The 23,153-nt window shown below is 61.7% G+C and carries 21 protein-coding genes, 1 pseudogene and 1 riboswitch; of the genes and pseudogenes, 13 read left to right on the forward strand and 9 right to left on the reverse strand.

From position 1 onward, the window contains the following. Window positions 1–8 precede the first annotated feature (8 nt). The 3 genes from leuC to leuB are packed head-to-tail and all read left to right on the forward strand — an operon-like array spanning window position 9 to window position 3,088. The gene (gene leuC / locus D0550_RS28920) at window positions 9–1,415 is read left to right on the forward strand and encodes a 3-isopropylmalate dehydratase large subunit (RefSeq protein ID WP_116812670.1); all 1,407 of its coding nucleotides are present in this window, start codon (window positions 9–11) and stop codon (window positions 1,413–1,415) included. 10 nt (window positions 1,416–1,425) lie between these two features. Further along, window positions 1,426–2,004 carry a 3-isopropylmalate dehydratase small subunit gene (leuD, locus tag D0550_RS28925; RefSeq protein WP_116812671.1) on the forward strand — a complete coding sequence of 193 codons (579 nt, stop codon included), beginning with the start codon at window positions 1,426–1,428 and terminating at the stop codon, window positions 2,002–2,004. A 19-nt stretch (window positions 2,005–2,023) separates the two neighbouring features. Next, window positions 2,024–3,088 (forward strand): 3-isopropylmalate dehydrogenase, encoded by a 1,065-nt coding sequence (leuB, locus tag D0550_RS28930; RefSeq protein ID WP_116812672.1) that lies wholly within the window; start codon window positions 2,024–2,026, stop codon window positions 3,086–3,088. 495 nt (window positions 3,089–3,583) lie between these two features. Here leuB and D0550_RS28935 read toward each other — a convergent pair whose 3' ends face one another. The 3 genes from D0550_RS28935 to metX form a co-directional block, all read right to left on the reverse strand. Continuing rightward, complete coding sequence (locus D0550_RS28935; protein ID WP_116812673.1) at window positions 3,584–4,552, reverse strand: NAD(P)H-dependent flavin oxidoreductase; 969 nt, start codon at window positions 4,550–4,552, stop codon at window positions 3,584–3,586. Window positions 4,553–4,615: 63 nt separating this feature from the next. After that, window positions 4,616–5,782 (reverse strand): cystathionine gamma-synthase, encoded by a 1,167-nt coding sequence (gene metB / locus D0550_RS28940; protein WP_116812674.1) that lies wholly within the window; start codon window positions 5,780–5,782, stop codon window positions 4,616–4,618. Next, window positions 5,779–6,795: a homoserine O-succinyltransferase MetX gene (metX, locus tag D0550_RS28945; RefSeq protein ID WP_116812675.1), complete on the reverse strand. Its 1,017-nt coding sequence runs from the start codon at window positions 6,793–6,795 to the stop codon at window positions 5,779–5,781. The genes metB and metX overlap by 4 nt, the downstream gene beginning before the upstream one ends. 146 nt (window positions 6,796–6,941) lie before the next feature. Next, a riboswitch (SAM riboswitch) is annotated at window positions 6,942–7,066 on the reverse strand. A 205-nt stretch (window positions 7,067–7,271) separates the two neighbouring features. Here metX and D0550_RS28950 point away from each other — a divergent pair. The 9 genes from D0550_RS28950 to hisIE all read left to right on the forward strand — a co-directional run bounded on the left by D0550_RS28950 (window position 7,272) and on the right by hisIE (window position 14,794). Then, window positions 7,272–7,619 carry a YerC/YecD family TrpR-related protein gene (locus D0550_RS28950; RefSeq protein WP_116812676.1) on the forward strand — a complete coding sequence of 116 codons (348 nt, stop codon included), beginning with the start codon at window positions 7,272–7,274 and terminating at the stop codon, window positions 7,617–7,619. After that, on the forward strand, window positions 7,619–8,518 hold the full coding sequence (hisG, locus tag D0550_RS28955) for an ATP phosphoribosyltransferase (RefSeq protein ID WP_116812677.1): 900 nt from the start codon (window positions 7,619–7,621) through the stop codon (window positions 8,516–8,518). The genes D0550_RS28950 and hisG overlap by 1 nt, the downstream gene beginning before the upstream one ends. A gap of 94 nt (window positions 8,519–8,612) precedes the next feature. Further along, on the forward strand, window positions 8,613–9,920 hold the full coding sequence (gene hisD / locus D0550_RS28960; protein ID WP_116812701.1) for a histidinol dehydrogenase: 1,308 nt from the start codon (window positions 8,613–8,615) through the stop codon (window positions 9,918–9,920). Next, on the forward strand, window positions 9,917–10,993 hold the full coding sequence (gene hisC, locus D0550_RS28965; protein ID WP_116812678.1) for a histidinol-phosphate transaminase: 1,077 nt from the start codon (window positions 9,917–9,919) through the stop codon (window positions 10,991–10,993). Before hisD ends, hisC begins: the two co-directional genes overlap by 4 nt. Continuing rightward, on the forward strand, window positions 10,990–12,066 hold the full coding sequence (gene hisB / locus D0550_RS28970) for a bifunctional histidinol-phosphatase/imidazoleglycerol-phosphate dehydratase HisB (protein ID WP_116812679.1): 1,077 nt from the start codon (window positions 10,990–10,992) through the stop codon (window positions 12,064–12,066). Before hisC ends, hisB begins: the two co-directional genes overlap by 4 nt. Continuing rightward, window positions 12,066–12,671, forward strand: coding sequence for an imidazole glycerol phosphate synthase subunit HisH (gene hisH, locus D0550_RS28975; protein ID WP_116812680.1), 606 nt, complete (start codon window positions 12,066–12,068; stop codon window positions 12,669–12,671). The genes hisB and hisH overlap by 1 nt, the downstream gene beginning before the upstream one ends. 7 nt (window positions 12,672–12,678) lie before the next feature. Next, entirely contained in the window at window positions 12,679–13,437 is a 759-nt protein-coding gene (hisA, locus tag D0550_RS28980; protein ID WP_116812681.1) for a 1-(5-phosphoribosyl)-5-[(5-phosphoribosylamino)methylideneamino]imidazole-4-carboxamide isomerase, read from the forward strand. Beyond that, on the forward strand, window positions 13,401–14,168 hold the full coding sequence (gene hisF / locus D0550_RS28985) for an imidazole glycerol phosphate synthase subunit HisF (protein WP_116812682.1): 768 nt from the start codon (window positions 13,401–13,403) through the stop codon (window positions 14,166–14,168). Before hisA ends, hisF begins: the two co-directional genes overlap by 37 nt. Then, complete coding sequence (gene hisIE / locus D0550_RS28990) at window positions 14,165–14,794, forward strand: bifunctional phosphoribosyl-AMP cyclohydrolase/phosphoribosyl-ATP diphosphatase HisIE (protein WP_116812683.1); 630 nt, start codon at window positions 14,165–14,167, stop codon at window positions 14,792–14,794. The genes hisF and hisIE overlap by 4 nt, the downstream gene beginning before the upstream one ends. A 60-nt stretch (window positions 14,795–14,854) precedes the next feature. Here the strand turns inward: hisIE and D0550_RS28995 are convergent, their stop codons facing one another. The 6 genes and pseudogenes from D0550_RS28995 to D0550_RS29020 form a co-directional block, all read right to left on the reverse strand. Beyond that, window positions 14,855–15,637 (reverse strand): DUF4198 domain-containing protein, encoded by a 783-nt coding sequence (locus D0550_RS28995; protein ID WP_116812702.1) that lies wholly within the window; start codon window positions 15,635–15,637, stop codon window positions 14,855–14,857. A gap of 25 nt (window positions 15,638–15,662) precedes the next feature. Beyond that, window positions 15,663–17,984, reverse strand: coding sequence for a TonB-dependent hemoglobin/transferrin/lactoferrin family receptor (locus tag D0550_RS29000; RefSeq protein WP_116812684.1), 2,322 nt, complete (start codon window positions 17,982–17,984; stop codon window positions 15,663–15,665). Window positions 17,985–18,068: 84 nt separating this feature from the next. Continuing rightward, a complete protein-coding gene (locus tag D0550_RS29005) occupies window positions 18,069–19,013 on the reverse strand; it encodes an EF-hand domain-containing protein (RefSeq protein ID WP_116812685.1) in 945 nt (314 codons plus the stop codon). A 187-nt stretch (window positions 19,014–19,200) separates the two neighbouring features. Beyond that, window positions 19,201–20,037, reverse strand: coding sequence for a copper resistance protein B (locus tag D0550_RS29010; RefSeq protein WP_116812686.1), 837 nt, complete (start codon window positions 20,035–20,037; stop codon window positions 19,201–19,203). Continuing rightward, window positions 20,034–21,868 (reverse strand): annotated as a pseudogene (locus D0550_RS29015) (copper resistance system multicopper oxidase). The gene D0550_RS29010 and the pseudogene D0550_RS29015 overlap by 4 nt, the downstream one beginning before the upstream one ends. An 86-nt stretch (window positions 21,869–21,954) precedes the next feature. Then, entirely contained in the window at window positions 21,955–22,395 is a 441-nt protein-coding gene (locus D0550_RS29020; protein ID WP_116812687.1) for a CopL family metal-binding regulatory protein, read from the reverse strand. A gap of 149 nt (window positions 22,396–22,544) precedes the next feature. On the opposite strand from D0550_RS29020, the gene D0550_RS29025 reads away from it, so the two are divergent. Continuing rightward, a complete protein-coding gene (locus D0550_RS29025; RefSeq protein WP_116812688.1) occupies window positions 22,545–23,027 on the forward strand; it encodes an EF-hand domain-containing protein in 483 nt (160 codons plus the stop codon). Window positions 23,028–23,153 lie beyond the last annotated feature (126 nt).

Below are 23,153 nucleotides of genomic sequence, written 5' to 3' on the forward strand. Positions count from 1 at the left end.
TCTAGCTCATGACTGCCAAGACCCTGTTCGAAAAAGTCTGGGAACAGCACCAGGTCGTGCCCGAGAGCGCCGACACGCCAGCGGTGCTGTACATCGACCTGCACCTCGTGCACGAAGTCACCTCGCCGCAAGCGTTCTCGGTGCTGCGCGCCGAAAACCTGAAAGTGCGTCGGCCCGAGCGCGTGCTGGCGACCATGGATCACTCCACGCCCACCGATCCCGATGAGGTCTTTGGCCGCGTGCCGATCAAAGTCGAATCGGCGGCACGCCAGGTGAAAGAGTTCGAAAAGAACTGTCGTGAGTTCGGCATCGAGGTGCACGGACTGGGCAGCGACACTCGCGGCATCGTGCACGTCATCGGTCCCGAACTGGGCGCCACTCAGCCGGGCAAGACGATCGTGTGCGGCGACAGCCACACCGCAACGCATGGCGCATTCGGCGCCCTCGCCTTCGGCATCGGCACCACCGAAGTGGGCCACGTGCTCGCGACGCAATGTTTGTTACAGCGCCGTCCGAAGACGCTCGCCATCGAAGTCACGGGCAAGCTGCGCCCCGGCGTAACCGCAAAAGATCTGATCCTCGCCATCATCGGTGAGATCGGCGTGTCCGGCGGCACCGGTTACGTCATCGAATATCGCGGCTCGGCCATCGAAGCGCTATCGATGGAAGAGCGCATGACCGTTTGCAACATGTCCATCGAAGCCGGCGCACGCGCCGGCATGATCGCACCGGATGAAACGACGTTCGCGTATCTCAAAGGCCGTCGCTTCGCACCCCAAGGCAAAGCGTGGGACGAAGCCGTCGCGCGCTGGCATGAATTGAAAACCGACCCGGGCGCGCAGTTCGATCGCGTCGTCAGCATCGACGCAAGCAAGCTCGAGCCCATGATCAGCTACGGCACTCATCCGGGCATGGTCGTCCCTATCAGCGGCAAGGTGCCCGACATCGTCAACGATCCGGTACACGCGAAGGCGCTGAACTACATGGGCCTGCACGGCGGCGAGACCATGGTGGGCAAGCCCATCCAGGTCGTGTTCATCGGCAGCTGCACGAATGGACGCCTGTCCGATCTCGAGCTGGCCGCGGGCGTGCTGAAGGGTCACAAGGTTGCAGGCGGCGTTCGTATGCTCGTGGTGCCCGGCTCGCAGCAAGTGAAGCGCGAAGCCGAACGTTTGGGGCTCGACAAGATCTTCACCGAAGCTGGTGCAGAGTGGCGCGAATCCGGCTGCTCGATGTGCATCGGCATGAACGGCGACACCGCCGGTCGTGGGCAGTATGCAGTCAGCACCAGCAATCGTAATTTCGAAGGACGCCAGGGCGCAGGCGCACGCACGCTGCTCGCAAGCCCGGCAACTGCGGCGGCTGCCGCGATCGCCGGCAAGATCGCAGACCCGCGCGCCTACCTTCCTCACTGAGTGCCCGACCATGCAACCCATCCGCACGATCGAGTCTCGCACTGTCGTCATTCCGGTGACGAACATCGACACCGACCAGATCATTCCGGCTCGTTTTCTGACCACGACGACGCGCGAAGGTCTGGGCAAACAAGCCTTCTCCGACTGGCGTTACGACGCCAACGGCGCTGTGAAAGCCGACTTCGTCCTGAACAAGCCCGAAGTCGCCGGCTGCGCCATTCTGGTCGCAGGCCGCAATTTCGGTTGCGGCTCATCGCGTGAGCACGCGCCCTGGGCGTTGCTCGACTACGGCTTCCGCGCGGTCATCAGCACCGAGATCGCCGACATCTTCCGTAACAACTCGCTGAAGAACGGCCTGCTGCCCATCGTCGTCGACGAGCAGACACATCAGTGGCTGATGAACAATCCGGGCGCCAACGTAACGATCGACCTGGAAACGACCACACTCACCCTGCCCACTGGCGCCACCGCAAAATTCCCCATCGAAGGCTTCGCGCGCGTGTGCTTGCTGAATGGCGTCGACGAGCTCGGCTTCCTGCTGCAACAAGCGCCGGCGATCGAGCGTTACGAAGCGGCCCGCACCCTCTGACCTCATTCAAGACATTGCCATGACTCAAGCAAGCATCGTGGTTCTGGGGGGCGATGGCATCGGCCCCGAAGTCACTCAACAGGGCGTGCGCGTGCTGGAAGCGATTGCCAGCCGTTACGGACACGATTTCAAGTTCGAGCACCATTTGATTGGCGGCGCGGCGATCGACGCGACGCAGAGTGCGCTGCCCTCGCAAACAACGTCCGCGTGCGGCACCGCTGACGCCGTGCTGCTTGGCGCAGTGGGTGGCCCGAAGTGGTCCGACCCGAACGCGAAGATTCGTCCCGAGCAAGGACTGCTGGCGCTGCGTAAGGCGCTGGGCTTGTTCGCAAACCTGCGCCCGGTCTCGCTGCACGCCGAATTGCTCGATGCGTCACCGCTCAAGCCTGAAGTGCTCAAGGGCACCGACATCATGGTCGTGCGCGAGCTCACCGGTGGCATCTACTTCGGCGAGAAGACACGCACCGAAACTTCGGCAAGCGATCTATGCACTTACTCCGTGGAAGAGATCACTCGCGTCACTCGCGTTGCCGGCAATCTCGCGCGTGGCCGCCGCAAATTCATCACGTCGGTCGACAAGGCCAACGTGTTGGAAACATCGCGCCTGTGGCGCAGCACCGTCGAGAAAGTGCTGAGCGAAGAATTTCCGGACGTGAAGTACGAGCATCAGCTGGTCGACTCGGCGGCGATGCTGCTGATCCGCAAGCCCGCCCACTTCGACGTGGTGCTCACCGAAAATATGTTTGGCGACATCCTCACTGACGAGGCCTCGATGCTCGCGGGCTCCCTCGGCTTGTTGCCGTCCGCGTCACTCGGTGCCGGCAAGCTCGGGTTGTACGAACCGATTCATGGTTCGGCGCCAGACATCGCGGGCAAGGGCATCGCAAATCCATACGGCACCATCCTCAGCGTCGCAATGTTGCTGCGTCATTCGCTCGACTTGCCGAAGGAGGCAGCGGCGGTCGAAACGGCCGTCGCAGAGGTCGTTTCGGAGGGCGTCCGGACCGCCGATATTGCCGCTCCAGGGGCGGCTGTGAGCACCGCCCAAGCAGGCGACGCAGTGCTGGCCAAACTGCAGAAGTAAAATCGTAAGTCTTTGATTTTTATAGAATCGAAAAGATTTTGGCCGGCCGCAGAATAATCTTGACCACAATCCGGTTGAACCGGTTATGATCTGTCCCAGGCGACGGATTCGATCTCTTCCGTCGCTTCCGCCTTCGGGCAAATCTCCATGTCTCGGCCACTACGGTCGAGGTGTCTTTGGTGGAAACGGGACTCGTGTCGGGTTAGTCCCCAAGGTCGGTATCGGCTCAGCCGATGCCGCCACGACAGCAAGTCTTAAGTTGCCACATCCCAGGCCGGCCTAGCGCCGGCCTGTTTTTATCCACAGCCCGCCTCTGCCCCTGATCCCCGGCCGCCGTCGGTTCACTCCTTATATAAGGAAGGATATAAAGCGGCGTCCCGCCCCCCTGCCGCGCTCGCCCGATACCCGTGTAAAACCTACAGAGCGACACGGAACAGTTGCGGATCAGACTCAGTCCAGAACCCGCCAATCCCGGCCCGACAGCCAAAGCCAGCCTCAGGCAGCGACCAGCGCCGCGGCTGAACGCAGATGTTCGCGACAGTCGGCGACCATCCGTTCGACCAGCTCGGCACAGGTCGGAACATCCTCGATCAGGCCAATCACCATGCCGGCGCTGATGACGCCGCCATCGATGTTTCCTTCCTTGAGCGCCTGCTTGCCACGCGCGCCGGCGACCAGCGGCCGGACCTCTTCGAACTTCGCACCTTTCTTTTCCATCGCCACCACTTCATTCGAGATCGCGTTCTTGAACACGCGCGCGGTGTTGTGCATGGTTCGGAAGATCAGGTTGGTATCGCGCTCGCCCGCTTTCGCCAGTGCTTCTTTGATGTTGTCGTGAATCGGCGCTTCCTTCGTGATCATGAAGCGCGTGCCCATGTTGATGCCGTGAGCACCCAGTGCAAAGGCCGCCGCCATGCCGCGTCCGTCACCAATGCCACCGGATGCAATCACTGGAATCTGCAACGCCCGCACGGCGGCGGGAATCAGAATCAAATTGGGAACATCGTCTTCACCGGGATGACCGGCGCATTCGAAACCATCGATGCTGACCGCATCGACGCCCGCCCGCTCCGCAGACAACGCATGTCGCACCGACGTGCATTTGTGCACGACCTTGATGTCGCGCTCCTTGAGCTTGCCGATGAAGTCTTTGGGATTGTTGCCGGCGGTCTCGACGATCTTCACGCCGCTGTCCATGATCACCTGCAAATATTCTGCGTACGGCGGCGGCGTGATCGCCGGCAGAATGGTCAGATTCACGCCGAACGGCCGATCGGTCAGGGTCCGGCAGCGTTCGATTTCCTTACGCAGATCTTCGGGCGTCGGCTGCGTGAGCGCCGTGAGAATACCGAGCGCGCCGGCATTGGAAACCGCCGATGCCAGCTCTGCGGTGCCGACCCACTGCATGCCGCCCTGAATGATGGGGTAGCGCGTGCCGAGCAGCTCGGTGACTCTGGTTCTCATGCGAAAATTGGCCCTGTCTGGCGAGAGGACCAAGAGTACCGAGGTTGTGCCGTGGATGTCTGGCTATTTGACGGCGGCTGCGCGATCCAATCCGGCACGCAGATCTTGCAGTAGATCCTCAACGGCTTCGATGCCCACCGAGAGTCGCAGCAGCGTTTCGCCGATGCCGGCCGCGCGCTGAGCGTCCGCGTCCATTGCCGCGTGGGTCATTGACGACGGATGTGCGACCAAGCTCTCGACGCCACCCAGCGATTCCGCGAGCGAGAACGTCTGCAACCCTTCGAGGAAGGCGCAAACATTCGCCGTACCGCCACGCAGTTCAAAGCTCACCATGGCGCCGAATCCGCTCTGCTGTCGCTTGGCCAGCTCGTGCTGAGGATGCGACGGCAAGCCAGGGTAATAAACGTTCTTCACGGCCGGATGATCGTTCAAGACATTCGCGATCTGCAGTGCGTTGTCTCCATGCACTTTCAAACGAGCATGCAAGGTGCGAATGCCGCGCAATGTCATGAAGCTATCGAACGGCGCGCCGGTGACGCCGATGCAATTCGCCCACCACACGATGCGCTCGTGCAACTCGGACGTGGAAGAAACAATTGCGCCGCCGACCACGTCGCTGTGGCCGTTCAAATATTTGGTCGTCGAATGCAACACGAAATCCGCGCCCAGCGACAGCGGCTGTTGCCATACCGGCGACAGGAACGTGTTGTCCGCGAGCAGCCACGCACCAACCGCATGCGCTTTGTCCGCCATCTTGCGAATGTCGACGACACGCAGCAAGGGATTGCTCGGCGTCTCCACCCATACGAGCTTGGGTTTACGGGCCAACGCAGCGGTCACCGCCGCTTCGTCGGTTTGATCGATAAACTCCACGCGCAACAGTCCGCGACGCGCTAGATTGTTGAACAAGCGATGCGTGCCGCCGTAACAATCATGCGGAGCAATCAACAGGTCATCATGCGACAGCAGCTGACACGCAAGATGAACCGCCGCCATGCCCGACGCTGTAATGACCGCGCCGGCACCGCCCTCCAGCGATGCAATGGCTTCGCCCAACGCATCGCGCGTCGGATTGCCCGAGCGCGAATAGTCATAAGTGCGCCTTTCGCCAAAACACTTGAACGAGAACGTGGATGTGAGATGCAGCGGCGGCACCACCGCACCGTGCTGTGAATCGGAATCGAGAGCGGCGCGAACTGCGCGAGTCGCTGCCGAAGGGCGCCAGGTCATTTCACATCTCCGCCAGGCGATAACGCGCGGGCGAATACCTCACGCAATGCCTGTGTCTCTTTCAGGAAAGCATCGTGGCCATACAACGAGGAGAGCTCGGCGAGCTGCACGGGGCCGCTCACGGATTGCCTGAGCATTCGCATGTCCGACAGCGGCACGAGTTGATCCTCGACCACCGCCACCAGCCAGGTGGGCACACGAATCTTTGCCGGATCGACCTGATGCAGATCGATGGACTCAGACAGGCACACAAAAGCTTCGGGAATATAAGCGGCTGCGTAGGCGTCGCCTCGCGCCAGCAAATAGGACTCGACTGGAAATTGGAAACGCCCATCGACCCGCGTCGCCGGACCGGCGAAGCGCTGCTCGAATTCGGCAGGGCTGCGGTAAGTCGCCATCGCAAGCGCACGCGCCAACCGAAGACCTTCGGCGCCCTGCTCGCTCTGAGCGGCAAATCGAACGACTGCCCGCTGCACGCTGCGCCATGCAGTCGCCATAGGATGAGGCCGATGGGCCGCGCTGATAACAACGATGCGCGTCACCAGGTCGGGCCAACGCTCGGCGAACGCGAGAGCCACCATGCCGCCGTAGGACGCGCCGACGATCGCTTCCAAGCGCTCGATCTGCAGATGCTCAATGACTCGACGCAGGATCTCCGCCTGATCTTGGGAGGCAATCGAGGGGAAGTCGTTCTGACCGGCACGCGGGCCAGTGCTGCCGCCGCTGCCGCCGAGGAAATCGATGCCAAGGATGCGATAGTTGCTGCTATCGAGTGCCCGGTCCGGTCCGATGATGCCGCCCCACCAGCCCTGGTCTTTCTCGGTGTCGACGACAGCTCGGCCGGCGGAGATGCCGCCCAAAGCAGCAATGACAGGTGCGGCCGGATTGCCCACCAGTCGCCAGGCGACCCGGACGTCTCGCAGCTCGCCGCCAAAGTGCAGCGACAAAGGCTGTTGAAGCTCCAGCACGCCCTCGTGAACAGCCACGGGGGGGCGCTCGGGCACGGCATTCATGAATCGAACACTCCGTATCGATTCCAGTGCCGCGGCCGAAGGCCGGGACTGGACAGGTTTCGCTCATCGCAGAAACCCCACGGAGGTCCGTAGAGGCGGGTCGCCGTGCCCCACCGCCGGCAACGATGCCTGGCAGCTGCAACAGCAACTCATCTGTCGGGCACCCCAAAAATGGAGCGTTCCCGCAGGAGTTGGCACCTTATCGAGATGGTTAGTCTCGACGGTTGCCCCGGCTTCAAAGGGCCTGACCCTCAGCCGGTCTCGATGAGTACGCCGGAGTCTAGGGTCAGGGGGCGCATCCGGTCAAGAAATGCGTTCGCAGCCGCCAACCTGCGTCACGGAAAAACTGCCACGATTTCTTCGTGTTAGCGCTCAGACCCCAAGACGAGGCTTGCCCCAAGCCGCATCAATGTATTAACGTGCTAATACACTAGTACAGACACTCCTCACACCGGCCTCCACAGTATCGGGGCACCATGAAAGAGCATCGGGCATTGACGCCGCGCCAGGAGGCGCTCGCGGAACGGGCGCTGTTTGGCGCCATCCTGACCTTACGCAGCATTGAAGAATGCCGCGCGTTCTTTCGCGACCTGTGTACGCCGGCGGAGCTGCAGGCGCTCGCGGATCGATGGGCGGTCGTCGCTCTGCTCCAGCAGGGAGTGCCTTACCGGGAAATTCACAAGCAGACCGGCGTCAGCGTGACCACCATCGGTCGCGTCGCGCGCTACCTGCTCAATGGCAATGGCGGCTACACGCTGGCCGCGGAACGTATGAAAGATTCCTCCGATACTCGTTCACCAGACTCAGGGCACGTCCGACCATGATGGACAAAGCAACCCGTCTCAAAGTGGCCCTGCAGAAATCCGGGCGCCTCACCGAAAACTCGCTGGACCTGATGGTCCGCTGCGGCTTGAAGTACAGCCGCGGCAAAGATCAGCTGATGTGTTACGGCGAGAACATGCCGCTCGATCTGCTGTTCGTGCGCGATGACGACATTCCCGATCTGGTGCAGCAGGATGTTTGCGATCTGGGCATCGTCGGTCTCAATGTGATCGAAGAAAAGCGCCTCGCCTTTCAGGCAAAAGGTGTCACGCCGTTGTTCGATCAGCTGATGACGCTCGACTACGGCAAGTGCCGCCTGTCGATCGCTGTGCCCGATGGCGTCGAATACAAAGACGCGCGCTCGCTGCACGGCAAGCGCATCGCGACGACTTATCCAAACATTCTTGGCCGCTATCTGCGTCAGCACGATGTACAGGCAGAGATCGTCACGTTGTCGGGCGCCGTGGAAATTGCGCCACGCCTGGGTCGCGCCGACTTCATCTGTGACCTGGTGTCGACGGGCTCGACGCTGCTGGCCAATCACTTGTGGGAAGCAGAGACGATTCTGGAAAGCCAGGCTGCGATCATCACCACACCCGTGCCGGTGTCGGCTGAAAAGCAGGACTGGATCCACCGCCTGACCATGCGCATCGATGGCGTGCAGCAGGTGAAGGAAAGCAAATACATCATGCTCCACGCGCCGCGCTCCGCACTTGCCGATATTCGCAAGCTGCTGCCGGGTAGCGAGTCGCCGACCATCGTGCCGCTCGACGGCAATGGCGACAAAGTCGCCGTGCACGCGGTGTGTCGCGAGAACGTGTTCTGGGAAACGCTGGAAAGCCTCAAAGGTGCAGGCGCGAGCGCGATCCTGGTGTTGCCGGTTGAGAAGATGCTGGCCTGACGCCAGCGGGGGTTGGGCTGAAGCCCGACCCATTCAATGTTCGGTTATCGGGCCACAGTCCCGATAACCCCAACGAGAGAGGTTGATCGTGAGCTTGTCGTTGCTGGAGTGGTCGAGTCTTTCCGCGGATGAACGGCGGGCCGCCTTGCGGCGTCCGGCGCAGGCGGATGCCGACGGCTTGCATCGACGCGTCCGTGAAATCATCGACGAAGTCCGCACTCGCGGCGATCAAGCACTCCTCGACTTCACCGAGCGCTTCGACGGCGTGAAGCTGAAGTCTCTGGAAGTCGACGCCGCCGAATTTGCCGCTGCCGAGAATGCTCTCACTGCTGAACAGCGCGCTGCGCTCGAACGTGCCATCGGCAACGTGCGTCGTTTCCACGTGGCTCAGCTCGGCACGCCGCTTCGGATCGAAACATCGCCCGGCGTGATCTGCGAACGTCACTTCCGTGCAATCGATGCTGTGGGTTTGTATGTGCCCGCCGGCGTCGCTCCCCTGCCCTCTGCGGCCATCATGCTCGCCATACCTGCAAGCATCGCGGGCTGTCAGACGCGCATCATCTGCACGCCACCTCGCAAAGACGGCACCGCGGATCCCGCTGTGTTGGTCGCTGCGAAACTGTGCGGCGTCGAACGCGTGTTCAAGATCGGCGGCGCCCAGGCGGTCGCGGCGATGGCCTATGGCACCGCGTCGATTCCGAAGGTCGACAAAGTATTCGGCCCTGGCAATTCCTGGGTCACGGCGGCAAAGATCATTGCAGCCAACGATCCCGACGGCGCAGCTCTCGATCTGCCGGCCGGTCCGTCTGAAGTGCTGGTCATTGCAGACGACGCGGCCAACCCCGAGTTCGTCGCGGCAGATCTGCTCGCACAGGCCGAGCACAGCGCCGATGCACAGTCCATCCTCGTTACAACGTCACGTGCACTCGCCGAAGCAACCGTCGAGCAGCTCGAAGCACAGATGCGCCGACTCGGCCGGGAGAGCACGCTGCGTGAGTCCATCAATCACGCACGTTTGTTTCTCGTCGACTCGTTGCAGTCTGCCTTCGACCTGAGCAACGCGTACGCGCCGGAACATTTGATCGTGCAGGTCGCAAAGCCCCGCGACTGGTTGCCCAGCATTCGCAACGCCGGCTCGGTATTCCTCGGCGCGTGGACCCCTGAAACGATGGGCGACTACTGCAGCGGCACGAATCACGTGCTGCCGACGTATGGCTTCGCTCGCGCTTACAGCGGCCTGTCGTTGGTCGATTTCCAGAAGCGCATGACGGTGCAGGAGGTGAGTGCCGACGGACTGCGCGACCTCGGCCCCACTGCCCTCACAATCGCCGGCCTCGAAGGCCTGGACGCACACGCCAACGCCGTGCAAGTGCGCTTACGCCAACTCGCGAACCCCTCATGAATCCGATCCTGAATTTGGCCCGGCCCGACATTCTTTCGCTGCAGCCCTATCAGCACGCGGCCTGGGAGCCGACGTTGGAGCGCATGCACGCCAATGAAATGCCCTGGCGCGCGCAAGGCGATGCTTCGCAGGCCGGCCTCAATCGTTATCCCGAGCCGCAGCCCGACGAGCTCATCGAACATCTCGCCCAGCTCTACGGCACATCGCCGAAGAATGTGATCGCCGGCCGTGGCAGCGATGAAGGCATCGATCTGCTGGTTCGCGCATTCTGTCGCGCGGGCGAAGACAGCGTGTTGATCTGCCCGCCCACCTTCGGCATGTACAAGGTTTCGGCGCGCATTCAAGGCGCCGGTGTCATCGAAGTTCCGCTCGTCAAGGAACGCGGCTTCGAGTTGGATGTGCAAGCGGTGCTCGCCGCGTGGCGCGAGAACGTGAAGCTCGTCTTCATTTGCACGCCAAACAACCCCACGGGCAACCTGCTCGACCGCGCCTCGATCGAAGACCTGTGCGCGCAGCTGAGCAACAAAGCACTGGTCGTCGTCGACGAGGCCTACATCGAGTTCGCCAACGTTCCGAGCATGGTGCAGGACCTCGAGCGTTTCCCGAATCTCGTGATCCTGCGCACCTTGTCGAAGGCCTACGCGCTAGCCGGCGCTCGTTGTGGAGCGTTGCTCGCACACGCGGACATCATCAGTCTGCTCGCACGCGTCATCACGCCGTACGCGCTGCCCACCCACACCATCGACTCCGTGCTGCACATGACGGACGAGGCGCATGTCGCCGAGTCCAAGAAGCGCATCGAAGTGATCTTGAGCGAGCGCGCACGCGTGTCCGAGCAACTTGCCTCGCTGCCGCTGATTCGCAAGGTGTGGCCCAGCGATTCGAATTTCATTCTGGTCGATTGCAGCGATGCGGACGCCGTGCTGCGCGCCGCCTCGTCGGCAGGCCTGATCATTCGCGACCCACGCTCGCAGCCTGCGCTTAGCAGCAGCCTGCGTATTTCCATCGGTACGCCCGAGCAGAATGATCGGCTCATTCGCGGCGTCGCTCAGGCTTCGGGAGTTCAGGCATGAGTAGCCAGCGCGTCCTGTTCATCGATCGTGACGGCACGATCATTACCGAGCCCGCCGACAAGCAGATCGACAGCTTGCAGAAGTTCCGGCTCGTGCCCGACGTGATCGCGGGGTTACAGCGGCTGCGCGATGCGGGCTACACGCTCGTGATGGTGAGCAATCAAGACGGTCTGGGCACCGACAGCTTTCCTGAACCGACGTTCCGCGAACCGCACGAGTTCCTGCGCGAGTTGCTGCAGTCGCAAGGCATCACGTTCGCCGAAGAATTCATCTGCCCCCACAAGCCGGCGGACAACTGCCAGTGCCGCAAGCCGAAGACCGGGCTGCTCGATGACTATTTACGCGATCATCCCATCGATCCCGAGCACAGCTATGTGATCGGCGATCGGGAAACCGATCTCGAGCTGGCACGCAATCTGGGCATTCAAGGGATTCGCGTGCGCACGGAAGAAACACCCGGCGACACGTGGCCCGAGATTGTGGCACGCCTGACGACGCGAGCACGCGTCGCGAGCGTCGCTCGCAAGACCAAGGAAACCGACATCAAAGTCGACGTGAATCTGGATCGCGAGTCGCCCATCCACATCGAGACCGGCCTCGGCTTCTTCGATCACATGCTGGAGCAGATCGCGAAACACGGCGGCTTCTCCCTGCAGCTGACCTGCAAGGGCGATCTGCACATCGACGAACATCACACCGTCGAGGATTGCGCGCTCGCTCTGGGCCAGGCGCTGAAACAAGCGCTCGGCGACAAGCGTGGCATTCATCGCTATGGATTCCTGTTACCCATGGACGAAGCGCTCGCGCAAGTGGCCATCGATCTGTCGGGCCGCCCCTACTTCGTGTTCGAAGGCCAGTTCGGTCGCGACACGGTTGGCCAGTTGCCCACCGAGCTGGTGCCGCACTTCTTTCGCTCGCTGGCGGAGACGTTGGGCGCATCGATCAATCTGAAGGTTCAGGGCGAGAACACTCATCACATGATCGAAGCCTGTTTCAAAGGCGTCGGTCGCACACTGCGCCAGGCGATTCGTATCACGGACACGGAATTGCCGAGCACCAAGGGCACGTTGTAATGCAGCTCGCGATCATCGACAGTGGCGGTGCCAACATCGCCTCCCTCCGCTACGCCATCGATCGACTCGGCGTGGCTTCGGAGCTCACGACCGATCCTGAGAAGGTTCGAGCCGCCTCGCACGTGATTCTGCCCGGCGTCGGCGCTGCGGCGGACTGCATGGGTCGCCTGCAGAAAATTCCTGGCCTGGTCGAAACCATTCGCAAGCTGCGACAGCCCATGCTCGGCATCTGCGTCGGCATGCAACTGTTGTTCGAATCGTCCGAAGAGGGCGAAGTGCCCTGCCTCGGTCTGCTGCCGGGACGCGTGCGCCGCTTCGCCGACCGCGACGATCTGCCGGTCCCCCACATGGGCTGGAATCAACTGGAGTTCGAGCCGGGCTCGCCGCTGCTCAAGGACATCCAGCCGGGCGATCATGTTTATTTCGTGCACAGCTATTCGGCGCCCGTTGGGCCGCTGACGCTCGCGACGGCCTCGTACGGCGAGCAGTTCTCCGCATTGGTCCAAAGCGGCAACGTGTTCGGCGCGCAGTTCCATCCGGAACGCTCGGCGCGCATCGGCTCGCTGCTGCTGCGTAACTTCCTGCAATTGCAACAGACTCACTGAAAATCCCATGGAGCTGATTCCCGCCATCGATCTCAAAGACGGCCGTTGTGTCCGCCTGTTCAAGGGCGACTTCGCCGCCGAGACGGTGTATTCGAACGATCCGGCCGAAATTCTGGCCCGTTATCGCGCCTTCGGGGCGCGACGCATCCACGTCGTCGATCTCGACGGCGCGAAAGACGGCACGCAAGCGAACCGCGATGTCATCGTGAAGTTCGCCGGCGACTGCTCTCTGAAGCTGCAAGTCGGCGGCGGCCTGCGCTCGCTGGAGCGCGTCAAAGCATTATTGGATGCTGGCGTGGAACGCGCCGTCATCGGCAGCGTCGCCATCAATTCGCCCGATGTGGTGATTTCCTGGCTATCGGAAGTCGACCCGGCGCGTATCGTGCTGGCACTGGACGTGCGATTGGACGACTCCGGCCTGCCCATGCTCACGACGCACGGCTGGCAGCAGACGAGCAGCGTCAATCTGTGGAGCCTGGTCGAACGCTTCGTGCGATCCGGCATCGCGCACGTGCTGTGCACCGACGTCGCCCGAGATGGCGCGCTCACCGGCCCGAACTTCGAGCTGTATGCCGACGCGGTGCGAAGATTCCCCGAGCTGCAGTGGCAAGCGTCCGGCGGTGTCGCCACCGCGCACGACCTGCACGCCCTGCGCGAATGCGGCGTTGCTGCCGTCATCAGCGGCAAAGCGCTGCTGGAAAACAAGATTTCATCTGAGGAGCTGCGGCCATTCTTGCCAAACGCATCATCCCCTGTCTCGATGTAAGAGACGGACAGGTCGTCAAAGGCGTGCGGTTCCGCGACCACGTGGTCGTGGGCGACATCCTCGAGCTGGCGCAGCGCTATCGTGACGAAGGCGCCGACGAGCTGGTGTTCTATGACATCACCGCAAGCCCTGACGGTCGCACGGTGGATCGCAGCTGGATCCGCCGCATCGCGCGCATTCTGGATATTCCTTTCTGTGTGGCAGGCGGCATTCGCAGCGTCGGCGATGCTGAAGAGGTGCTCGGAGAAGGCGCGGAGAAAGTGTCGATCAACTCTCCTGCCCTCGCCGATCCCGAATTGATCAGCCGGCTCAGCTCACGCTTTGGTGCACAGTGCGTCGTCGTGGGCATCGATAGCCAGACCGTCGACGGCGCCTATCAGGTGTATCAATTCACCGGCGACCCGGAACGCACGCGTAACACCGCACGCAAGACTTTGGATTGGGTGCGTGAAGTACAGGAACGCGGTGCGGGTGAAATCGTGCTCAACTGCATGGCCAGCGATGGTGTGCGCAAAGGCTATGACATTGCACAGCTCAGTGCGGTGCGAGCACAGTGCCGCGTGCCGCTCATTGCGTCGGGTGGCGCGGGCGCGAAGGAACATTTCGCCAGCGTGTTTAATGAAGCGCGCGTCGATGGCGCGCTCGCAGCGAGCGTCTTTCACACGGGCGTGCTGCCGATCCCGGATCTGAAGAACTATTTGCGCGACACCGCGATTGAGGTCCGGCCATGAAGCTCGACCAGATCGAGTCCTTCGATTGGAGCAAAGGCGATGGCCTGCTGCCTGCAGTCGTGCAGGACGCGACCACCGGTAAAGTGCTGATGCTCGGCTATATGAATCGCGAAGCGTTGCGCAAGACGCTCGGCGAGAGACGGGTAACGTTCTATAGCAGAAGCAAGCAGCGACTCTGGACCAAGGGTGAAACCTCCAGCAACTTCCTGCATCTGGTCGACGCCGCGATCGACTGCGACAACGATACGCTGTTGATTCTGGCGCACCCGGATGGGCCGACGTGTCACAACGGCACGGCCAGTTGCTTCGGCGATGAAATCGGCACGACCGCGACTCGACTCGCATTTCTTTCGCGCCTCGAATCAGTGATCGAAAAACGGGTGAGCGAGCGGCCAGAGGGCAGCTATACCGCACGCCTGTGGGCCGATGGCCCGACTCGCATGGCACAGAAGGTGGGCGAAGAAGGCGTCGAGGTCGCGCTCGCGGCGGTGACCCAGACTGACGACAAGCTCGTCGGCGAAGCTGCCGACCTGCTGTTTCATCTGACCCTGCTGTTGAAGAGCCGCCAGCTGTCCTTAGGCCACGTCGTTGCCGAATTGGAACGGCGCCACGCGGCCAAGAAGTAAACATCGATAGCTGCTTCGTGCTGGCGAGGCGCAATACCTCGCCAGCACCGCTGCTCCAACCTACTCCGTAGCCTCCAGAACCACCGAATAGGTGTAACTCACGCCCTGCTGCCCATCCTTCGCAGGCGTCGGGCGATGCCGCGACATCGCCAGGTAAACACCCGGCTCGCTCGGCTTGAAACTGAACCGACCTTGCTGATCGGTGGTGACTTCAGCAAACGGCTTCTGATCCGCAGACACCGCCTTACCACCGTACACCGATACGGCATGACGCGCGAGCGGCTTGCCATCGAACAACACTTCGAACTTCACCTCCGAGCCCACGAACACCGAGTTCGGATGTGACAGAGCCCGATATTCGAGCCCGGTGTTACGCGGCGCCAGCGCCTGCTCGGTCGGCTTGCCCTGCGTCACATACACTTCCGCCATCGTGATGCTGGTGACATCATAGGTCTTGGCCCCAGCCGGAGCCTCTTCCTTGGGTCCGAGGAACTTCCAATCTCCATTGACCCAAGCTGCCTTCGCTGTCCGACCGCCGCGTCGACCGGTGGAGATTCGGTACGTTCCCGCCTCCTTCGTATCGGCTTCAACGATGGCCAGATCGCGCGTGTACACCGGCGTCAGCGGCACTTTCGCGCCCGCGGGTGTGACGACGTGATAGTCGTCGGACTTCATCACCACCTCCGGTGAAAAGAACTCCTCAGTGAAGCTCCCTTGCGCCGTGACGTGGTCGCGCTTGCCCAGATCGAACAAGTTCGGCAACAGATAAGGTGAATGCGCGTGCGCCGAGCCGACCGCCAACAACGCCGTGCTCAGTGCCCATACAACGCGAGACTTGCTCATGCTCTCCATCTCCATCACTCAACGATCAAAACTGCCACGACAGCGACACGCGGAAATTGCGCCCCGGCTCGCTGTAACGCCCGATGCCATCGCCCGTCACGTAGCCGTACAGAGTCGTCGTGCCTTCGTTGACGAAGCGCACGCGAGGCCAGAGGTAGTACTTCTCATCGAAGACGTTGTAGATACCCGCGTTGAGCCGCAGACCTTTGGTGATGTTGATATCGCCGAACAGGTCCATCACCGTGTACGCATTGCTCAAGTAGTCGGGCACCAGCGAAGTGAAGAAATCCGTGCTCTCCGACAGCGTCGCATCTTTCAGCTTTTTCGCCTCCGCGTGTGTGACATTGCCCGTCACCGACCAACGCTGCGTCGGCGACTGATAGCGCAGCCCGAGCACACCCGCGGCCGGCAAGATGCTCGGCAGCGGATCGCCGTTGTCCTTCTCGCCTTCGCTATAAGCCCATGCGAGCCGGGCCGACCACTGCTGAGAAATCAGCCAGCGCCCTTCGACCTCGACGCCTTTGACCGTCACCTCGCCCACGTTCGCGGCCATCAAATACTGCTTGCCGAGCGTGACGACACAGTTGCTGCCCGTGCAGGAGCGATACTGTGTATCCGGATTCTGGATGAACTGGTCGATCTGGATGAAGTTGGTGTACTTGTCCCGATACGCAGACACGCCCACCTGGAAACCATCGCTCTGCCACCGATAGCCCAACTCCGTGTTCAGGCTCTTTTCCGCTTCGAGATTGGGATTGGACGCCGAATCCCACAACGAAACCTGTCGACCCGTGGCCACTTCGGTCACGATGGACGACTGCGTCGGCGCATACAACTCACCCACCGTCGGCGCACGGAAGCCGCGCCCCACCTGCGCCCACACCGAATGCTCGGCGGTTAATTTAAAGTTCGCCCCCGCCTGCCACGTCGGCGCAGAGAACTCCACGTCACGAACGGAGCCCGTCGGATCGACGAACTGCGCATCCAGCTTCGGTGAATACTCGGTGCGGTCGTAACGCAAGCCCGCATGCAGCGAGAGTCGATCGTTCAGCAGATACAGACGGTCCCGTAGATAGGCGCAGTAGCTGGTCACATCGGTGTTGGGCACCTGATCCGGATCGACAGTGACGGAGCTCGTGCCGCTCGTCGTGCCGATGTAACGAGTATCCACCGCAACGAAGTCGACGTCGCGCTGTTGCCAGGCCAAGCCGTAGACCAGATCGTGCCCAACGTTTCCGGCGCGCCACGCCTTGGTGAAATCCAACGCCGTGCGATCGAGCACCTGTTCAGTAGCGCGATCCTCGCTACGCACACACGGCACGACGTTCTGCGGCACACAGCCTGTGCCGGCGAGAATCGTCGTCAATCCTCGGCTCTTGGTCTCGACCCGATCGGCCGTCCATTCGAGGCTGTCGAAGAGCGCGATCTCCGCGTCCCAGGAATAGCGAACGCCATAGCGATCACGATCGTTGTCGTCATTGGCGCGACGAGTCAGATATCCAAGACCGCCGACGCGCGAGAGATTGTTGATCTCGTTGGTCGCCCGACTGTATTCGCCGACCAGACCCAGGCGCTGCGCGTCACCAATCAGGAAGTCCACCTTGGCGAGTACATTGTCGCTCTCACGATCGATGGGGTCCGGCGTGCGGCGGCCAGAGCCGGTCTCGATGGGCGATGAGTCGTACCACGACTCTGCCTCGTGACCGCGGCGTCGCGTGTACAACACCATCGATTCCACCGGACCGGTGCGATTGGCGAGCGTCGCCGTCGTCATCAGCTCATCGGTGCTGCTCGTGTAGCCCGTTTTGACGCGCAAGTAACTGTCGTTGCCTGTCGGGCTCAAATAGTCGAAGGGATCCTTGGTCGTGAACAAGACCGCACCGCCCAGCGCGCCGCTGCCGGCCGTGATGGAGTCCGCGCCCTTGACGATTTCGATGGCTTTGAGCGAGTCGACGTCGATGCTGCCGCGGCCGGCACGAAAGAATTCGTAGGCGGGCGTCGTCTCGACGCTTTCCGCGAACGACAGGCCATCGACCGTCACCGCCACGCGATCCCCTTCCAGACCGCGAATATTGAAGCCGTTGTCGCCGAAGCGCCCCATATCGACGATGCTCACGCCAGGAATGTAGCGAATCGCATCCTCGAAGTTCTGCGCCTGCTCCTGCTCGAGCTCGGTGACGCCAACCACGGTGTCATTGCCGACCGCCGAGCGGCCCTCTTCGTCGGCGGTGACTTTGATCTTGTTCAGCTGCCGCGCCGGGCCTTCCTCAGCAGCAATACTGGGACGAAACGCCGACAGCAACGTCGCGGCGACAGCCAAAGACAGGACGGTACTCGAGGTACGCATGGAAAACTCCAGACAGGATGCGTTGAGAGCGATGCCTGGTTGGCGTCCGGCGCTGACTGGGCGTTATTTGTTTGATTTGATGTATCAGGGCGTTTGAACTTGGCTGACGGCGGCATCATCGCGGCGCCGCTCGCGCACCGGCGGCGGATCATCGTGCGTGATGACGCCGTCCTTGTTGGTGTCCGCACGATCGAACATGCGCGCGCTCATCGCGAAGTACTCGTCCCGGCTGATGGCGCCGTTTTCATCGGTATCGATCGCTTTGAAGCGCACGCGAGCCTGCTTGAGCTGCGCCTGACGACGATCGTCGATCTGCTGCTGCAGGCGTGCATTGAACTCGTTCACATACTCTTCGTGGTCGAGCTTGCCGTCTTTGTCGGTATCGGTGGCGGCAAACACCTTCGCCCGCTGCGCGTCGTACTGTTCGCGAGTCAGCACGTCATCGCCATCGTCATCATAGATTTCGAGCATGCCGGCGAGGGTGTGAGAAGTCGGCATGCCGATAATCGAACGTCGGCGCGGTGTGGCTTCCTTCGCGACTGTCTCGGCATCTTCCTTTGTGATGCGACCGTCCTTGTTCCGGTCGAGGTGCACGAACGCGCGGTCGCCGGAGTTATCGTATTCCGCACGGCTGATGAACTTGTCATCGTCCTTGTCGAGTGCTTTGAACCGAGTGTCGGTTTGTTTCAGAGACGCGTTGCGCTCATCGGCGATATCACGATCCAGGCGGGCCGCATACTCGTTCACGTACTCCTCGATAGACAGCGAACCGTTGCCGTCGCTGTCAGTCGTCGCGAAACGGGCTTTGCGGACCGCTTCGTATTCGGCCCGCGTGACCTTGCCATCGCCATCGTCATCCCAAGTACCGATGAATGCGTTGCCCGTGTGGCCGCCAATGGGCATCGCTTTGCCAACTTCCGCCGTCTCGGCACCATGAGCCACACCAAACGACAGCACTGCGCCCAGGCTGCAAACACGCAAGGCATGACGAGCCATCAGCGATGCTGATGCGCGAGAAGAAACGGACATGATTGAAACTCCCTCGTTATCGACGCACGAATCCGGTCCACAACGTCTCAGGAGCTAGTGCCAGATCACTCGAGGGCTCTCGTCCGGTATGGACTGTTATTTGCTGGCCCGAGAGCTGGCGGCTCGCTGGAGAACCCAGCGAGCGCCACAGATGATAACGATTCTCAATTAATTGGCAAGGGGTTCGCTAGAACCAGGCGCGCACTCCTGCCACCCACTGTGTTTCTCTAGCCTCATCGCCGTGCTCGCGTGCGAGGTCCGCGGTCTCGCCAAACTTCTTGGACCACACGACTCCCACATACGGCGCGAACTCGCGGCGAATCTCATATCGCAGGCGCAGCCCCAGCTCGGCATCGCTGAGTCCTGCACCGATGCCGTTGGCTGGATCGTCCTTGCCGTAAAGCTTGAATTCCAGCTTGGGTTGCAAGATCAGCCGCTGCGTTAGAAACATTTCATATTCCGCAGAGACGCGCGCCGAAGTTCGGCCCTGCTCGCCCACATAGGCCAACGCTTCGACCTCGAACCAGTACGGCGCGAGTCCCTGCACTCCGAAGGTCGCCCAGGTTCGCGACGGACCTTCGCCAAAATCGTGTGCCACACCGCCCTGCAGACTCCACCAACGCGAGAACACGCGATCCCAGAGCAACTCGGCCGATCCCTCGTAGTCGCCGTCGAAACGCTCGCCTTCAGTCTTGAACCACGCCTTGTCATAGTCGTTACCGAACCAGGCACGACCATCCCATGCGAGCGCGTTGCCCTTGCTGGTGTCACGCCATTCGAGCTGGTCGAACGCCACCATGCCGAACAGCGCGGTGTCGTCCATGTTCATCATCTCCGCCATCTGCGCTTCGGACATGTCGCCCATTTCATGTTGCGGCGGATCCGGCGGAACGTGTGCACGTTCACTCTCCGTTCGCTCATCGGAATGATGCGCATGGTGCTGATGCGCGTCCTGAGCGGCAGCAGTCGAGACGACCGCCGCAACCAGCGCGAGCGCGACATGGAGTTTGATCAGCGCGCTCATGAGTGATCTCCATGATCTCCGTACTGCGCCCCGCCCTCGCCCTGCTCGACATGCACCTCCCGAAACATGCCGGCTTCCATGTGATACAGCAGATGGCAGTGGTAAGCCCAACGACCGAGCGCATCCGCCGTGACTGCATAACTCAGCTTCTGCGCAGGGTGCACATTCACGGTGTGCTTGCGCACCTGGAAGTTGCCCGATGCATCTTCGAGCTCGCTCCACATCCCGTGCAGATGGATGGGGTGAGTCATCATGGAATCGTTCACCAGCGTGATCCGCAGCCGTTCGCCGAACTGGAACTTCAGGGGCTGTGCTTCGGAGAACTTCTGGCCGTTGAACGACCAGACAAACCTTTCCATGTGACCGGTGAGATGCAGCTGGATCTCACGCCCCGGCTGACGGCGATCGATGGGACCACCGATCGTGCGCAAATCCGCGTAGGTCAGCACTCGACGCCCGTTGTTCCTCAAGCCAACACCGGGATCGTCGAGGCCAACGTTCGGCTGATCGGCCCGCATGTCGACCAGCGGGCTGCGTTCAGTCGGCGGATGAACGACCGTCGACGACGGCCCGGACGACCCATGTCCAGCGTGCGGATCCACCGGCGCATGATTCATCTGGCTGTGATCCATCTGACTATGGTCCATCTGGCTGTGATCCATCTGCCCCGCAGCGCTGGAGCCGTGGCCGCCATGACCCATGTCACTCATCGTCAGCAAGGGCCGCGGATCGAGCGGCGGGATCTCCGCCTCCATACCCAGACTCGGCGCCAACGTGCCGCGCGCATAACCCGACCGATCCATGGCCTGAGCGAAGATCGTGTAAGCACGATCGTCCTTCGGCTCGACAATCACATCGTAGGTTTCCGCCGCGCCGATGCGGAATTCATCCACCGAGACCGGCTCGACATCCACGCCATCGGTCGCAACGACCGTGAGCTTCAGTCCCGGAATGCGCACATCGAAGAACGACATCGATGAGCCATTGATAAAGCGCAACCGCACTTTTTCACCGCGCGAGAACAGACCGGTCCAGTTGCCGGTCGGCGCCACGCCGTTCATCAGATACGTGTACGCGTAGCCGGAGACATCGAGGATATCGGTGGGATTCATGCGCATCTCGCCCCACATGCGACGATCGGCGAGCGTCTGGCTCAACCCGTTCTTGCGCACGTCCGCGAAGAACCTGCCGGCCGTGCGGCGGCCGAAGTTGTAGTAATCGCTGTGCTTCTTGAGCACCGAGAAAATGCGCTCCGGATCGAGGTCGGTCCAGTCGGACAGCATCACCACATAGTCCCGCTCGGTGGGAAACCGCTCGCCGCCACGGCGCTCGATCACGATGGGCCCGTACAGTCCGGTTTGTTCCTGAAAGCGCGAAATTGGGCGTGATACCAATACGTGCCGGACTGATTCACCTTGAAGCGGTACAAATATTCGCCGCCGCTCGGGATACCGGCAAAGCTCAGGCCGGGCACGCCATCCATGTCGGCCGGCACGATCATGCCGTGCCAATGAATGGAGCTACGTGCGGCGAGCCGATTCGACACGCGCAACGTGACCGTGTCGCCCTCGCGCCAGCGCAATAGCGGCCCGGGAATCTGGCCGTTCACGACGGTGCCGACGCGTTGCTTGCCGGTGAAGTTGAAGGGCGCCTCGCCGATCTGCAGATCGAAGTGGCTGCCGCTCAGCACCGTCTGGGTCTGTCGCTGAGCCCAGGCATCGTTGCCACGGTTCGTTCCGAGTACGAACAGCCCTGCACCTGCCGCCTGTAAGAAACTCCTGCGCGAGAGCTGCGGCATGCGCGCTCGCGGTGAATGCATCATCGATGACATGAAACTCTCTTGAACAAAGCGTCGACGTACGCGCACCGACGGCGGGAGCCATCAGCAGGCGCTCAAGCAAGCATCGATCAAGAGAATCAGGCGGGAGGTCTGAATAATCGCGACGGGCGCTGCGCCGGGACGGTGTCCGCGCCGTAAGGAATGCGCAACACAGTGAGCGCGACAGGATTCATGACGGCGGCATCGAGCGTCACACAAGGCACGTGCAAGCATGGGCACTCGCAGTCGCCAGATTTGCAGCAATCGTGCTCGTTGGCAGAGTGATCGGCCGCGTCGTCGGAGGGATGTGCGCCAGGCATCTGCGCGCTCGCTTCATGCTCAGGACAAGACGGCTCGCCAGCCATCTCATGCGTCGCTTCCTGAAGCGGGCTCATCGCTGCAACCGGCATCGCATGTCCCAGCTCGCCGACGACCAGGCGAGCCATCAGCAAGAAAATCAGGGTCCAGCGTTGCCAGCAGGAATTACGCACTGCGCGAGAGTACAGGCCGGCGTCGCGGCGTGCAACGAGGTGGGGCATTGAGTCCGAGTCATGAGCGAAGGCTGCTCTGACAGCACGTCGGAACTCGCTGAAAGTCGCTACTGTCGCGGCCGCCATCGATCGTAACGGCGCTGGAACTTGGCCTACCTCACCACGTTGAACTGGCACTCGAGGCTACGGAGCGTCTCATGAATTCCTTCTCTTCCAGACTCATTCCCGTCGCCGTCGCGAGCATCCTGTGTGGGGTCGCGCTGGCCGGCAAAGACGGCGTGCCCATGGACGACCAGCTGCAAACGATGGAACAAATGCTGGACAAGCACGGCGACGGCAAAATTACCGCGGCTGAGTACATGCAGGCCGAGAAGGAGCTGTTCGACAAGATCGACACCAACGAGGACGGTTACATCACCGTGCAGGAATTGGAGGCCTACCATCAGTCGCGGATGAGCGCCCATGGTCACAGTGGCACGGGCAAGTCCAAGCCGCAGGCGATGTCCTCGGTCGAACAGATCAGGAAGATGGACACCGACGACGACGGCAAGGTGAACGCCACCGAGTGGGCCGCCGCCGCCAAGCAGCGCTTCGCCCAGATGGACACTGACGGTGACGGCACATTGACGGCGCAGGAACTGCGTGCGGGCGAGCGCGCCATGATGGCGAGCGACGAATAGCTCGCTGTAGGAAAATACTGGGCGCCGGGGCCGCATTCAGTTGGCCCTTGGGCAGGCTCGCTCCGCCAGTCTGTGAGCCTTTCCCACATTCGCTCGTGCCAGGGTGGTTACAATGCAGGACCAACA

The organism is Steroidobacter cummioxidans, from assembly GCF_003104955.1.

Coding starts and splice junctions, on each gene's coding strand:
- leuC (WP_116812670.1), top strand. CDS start 9: ATGACTGCCAAGACCCTGTTCGAAAAAGTCTGGGAACAGCACCAGGTC.
- leuD (WP_116812671.1), top strand. CDS start 1,426: ATGCAACCCATCCGCACGATCGAGTCTCGCACTGTCGTCATTCCGGTG.
- leuB (WP_116812672.1), top strand. CDS start 2,024: ATGACTCAAGCAAGCATCGTGGTTCTGGGGGGCGATGGCATCGGCCCC.
- D0550_RS28935 (WP_116812673.1), bottom strand. CDS start 4,552: ATGAGAACCAGAGTCACCGAGCTGCTCGGCACGCGCTACCCCATCATT.
- metB (WP_116812674.1), bottom strand. CDS start 5,782: ATGACCTGGCGCCCTTCGGCAGCGACTCGCGCAGTTCGCGCCGCTCTC.
- metX (WP_116812675.1), bottom strand. CDS start 6,795: ATGAATGCCGTGCCCGAGCGCCCCCCCGTGGCTGTTCACGAGGGCGTG.
- D0550_RS28950 (WP_116812676.1), top strand. CDS start 7,272: ATGAAAGAGCATCGGGCATTGACGCCGCGCCAGGAGGCGCTCGCGGAA.
- hisG (WP_116812677.1), top strand. CDS start 7,619: ATGGACAAAGCAACCCGTCTCAAAGTGGCCCTGCAGAAATCCGGGCGC.
- hisC (WP_116812678.1), top strand. CDS start 9,917: ATGAATCCGATCCTGAATTTGGCCCGGCCCGACATTCTTTCGCTGCAG.
- hisB (WP_116812679.1), top strand. CDS start 10,990: ATGAGTAGCCAGCGCGTCCTGTTCATCGATCGTGACGGCACGATCATT.
- hisH (WP_116812680.1), top strand. CDS start 12,066: ATGCAGCTCGCGATCATCGACAGTGGCGGTGCCAACATCGCCTCCCTC.
- hisA (WP_116812681.1), top strand. CDS start 12,679: ATGGAGCTGATTCCCGCCATCGATCTCAAAGACGGCCGTTGTGTCCGC.
- hisIE (WP_116812683.1), top strand. CDS start 14,165: ATGAAGCTCGACCAGATCGAGTCCTTCGATTGGAGCAAAGGCGATGGC.
- D0550_RS28995 (WP_116812702.1), bottom strand. CDS start 15,637: ATGAGCAAGTCTCGCGTTGTATGGGCACTGAGCACGGCGTTGTTGGCG.
- D0550_RS29000 (WP_116812684.1), bottom strand. CDS start 17,984: ATGCGTACCTCGAGTACCGTCCTGTCTTTGGCTGTCGCCGCGACGTTG.
- D0550_RS29005 (WP_116812685.1), bottom strand. CDS start 19,013: ATGTCCGTTTCTTCTCGCGCATCAGCATCGCTGATGGCTCGTCATGCC.
- D0550_RS29010 (WP_116812686.1), bottom strand. CDS start 20,037: ATGAGCGCGCTGATCAAACTCCATGTCGCGCTCGCGCTGGTTGCGGCG.
- D0550_RS29020 (WP_116812687.1), bottom strand. CDS start 22,395: ATGCCCCACCTCGTTGCACGCCGCGACGCCGGCCTGTACTCTCGCGCA.
- D0550_RS29025 (WP_116812688.1), top strand. CDS start 22,545: ATGAATTCCTTCTCTTCCAGACTCATTCCCGTCGCCGTCGCGAGCATC.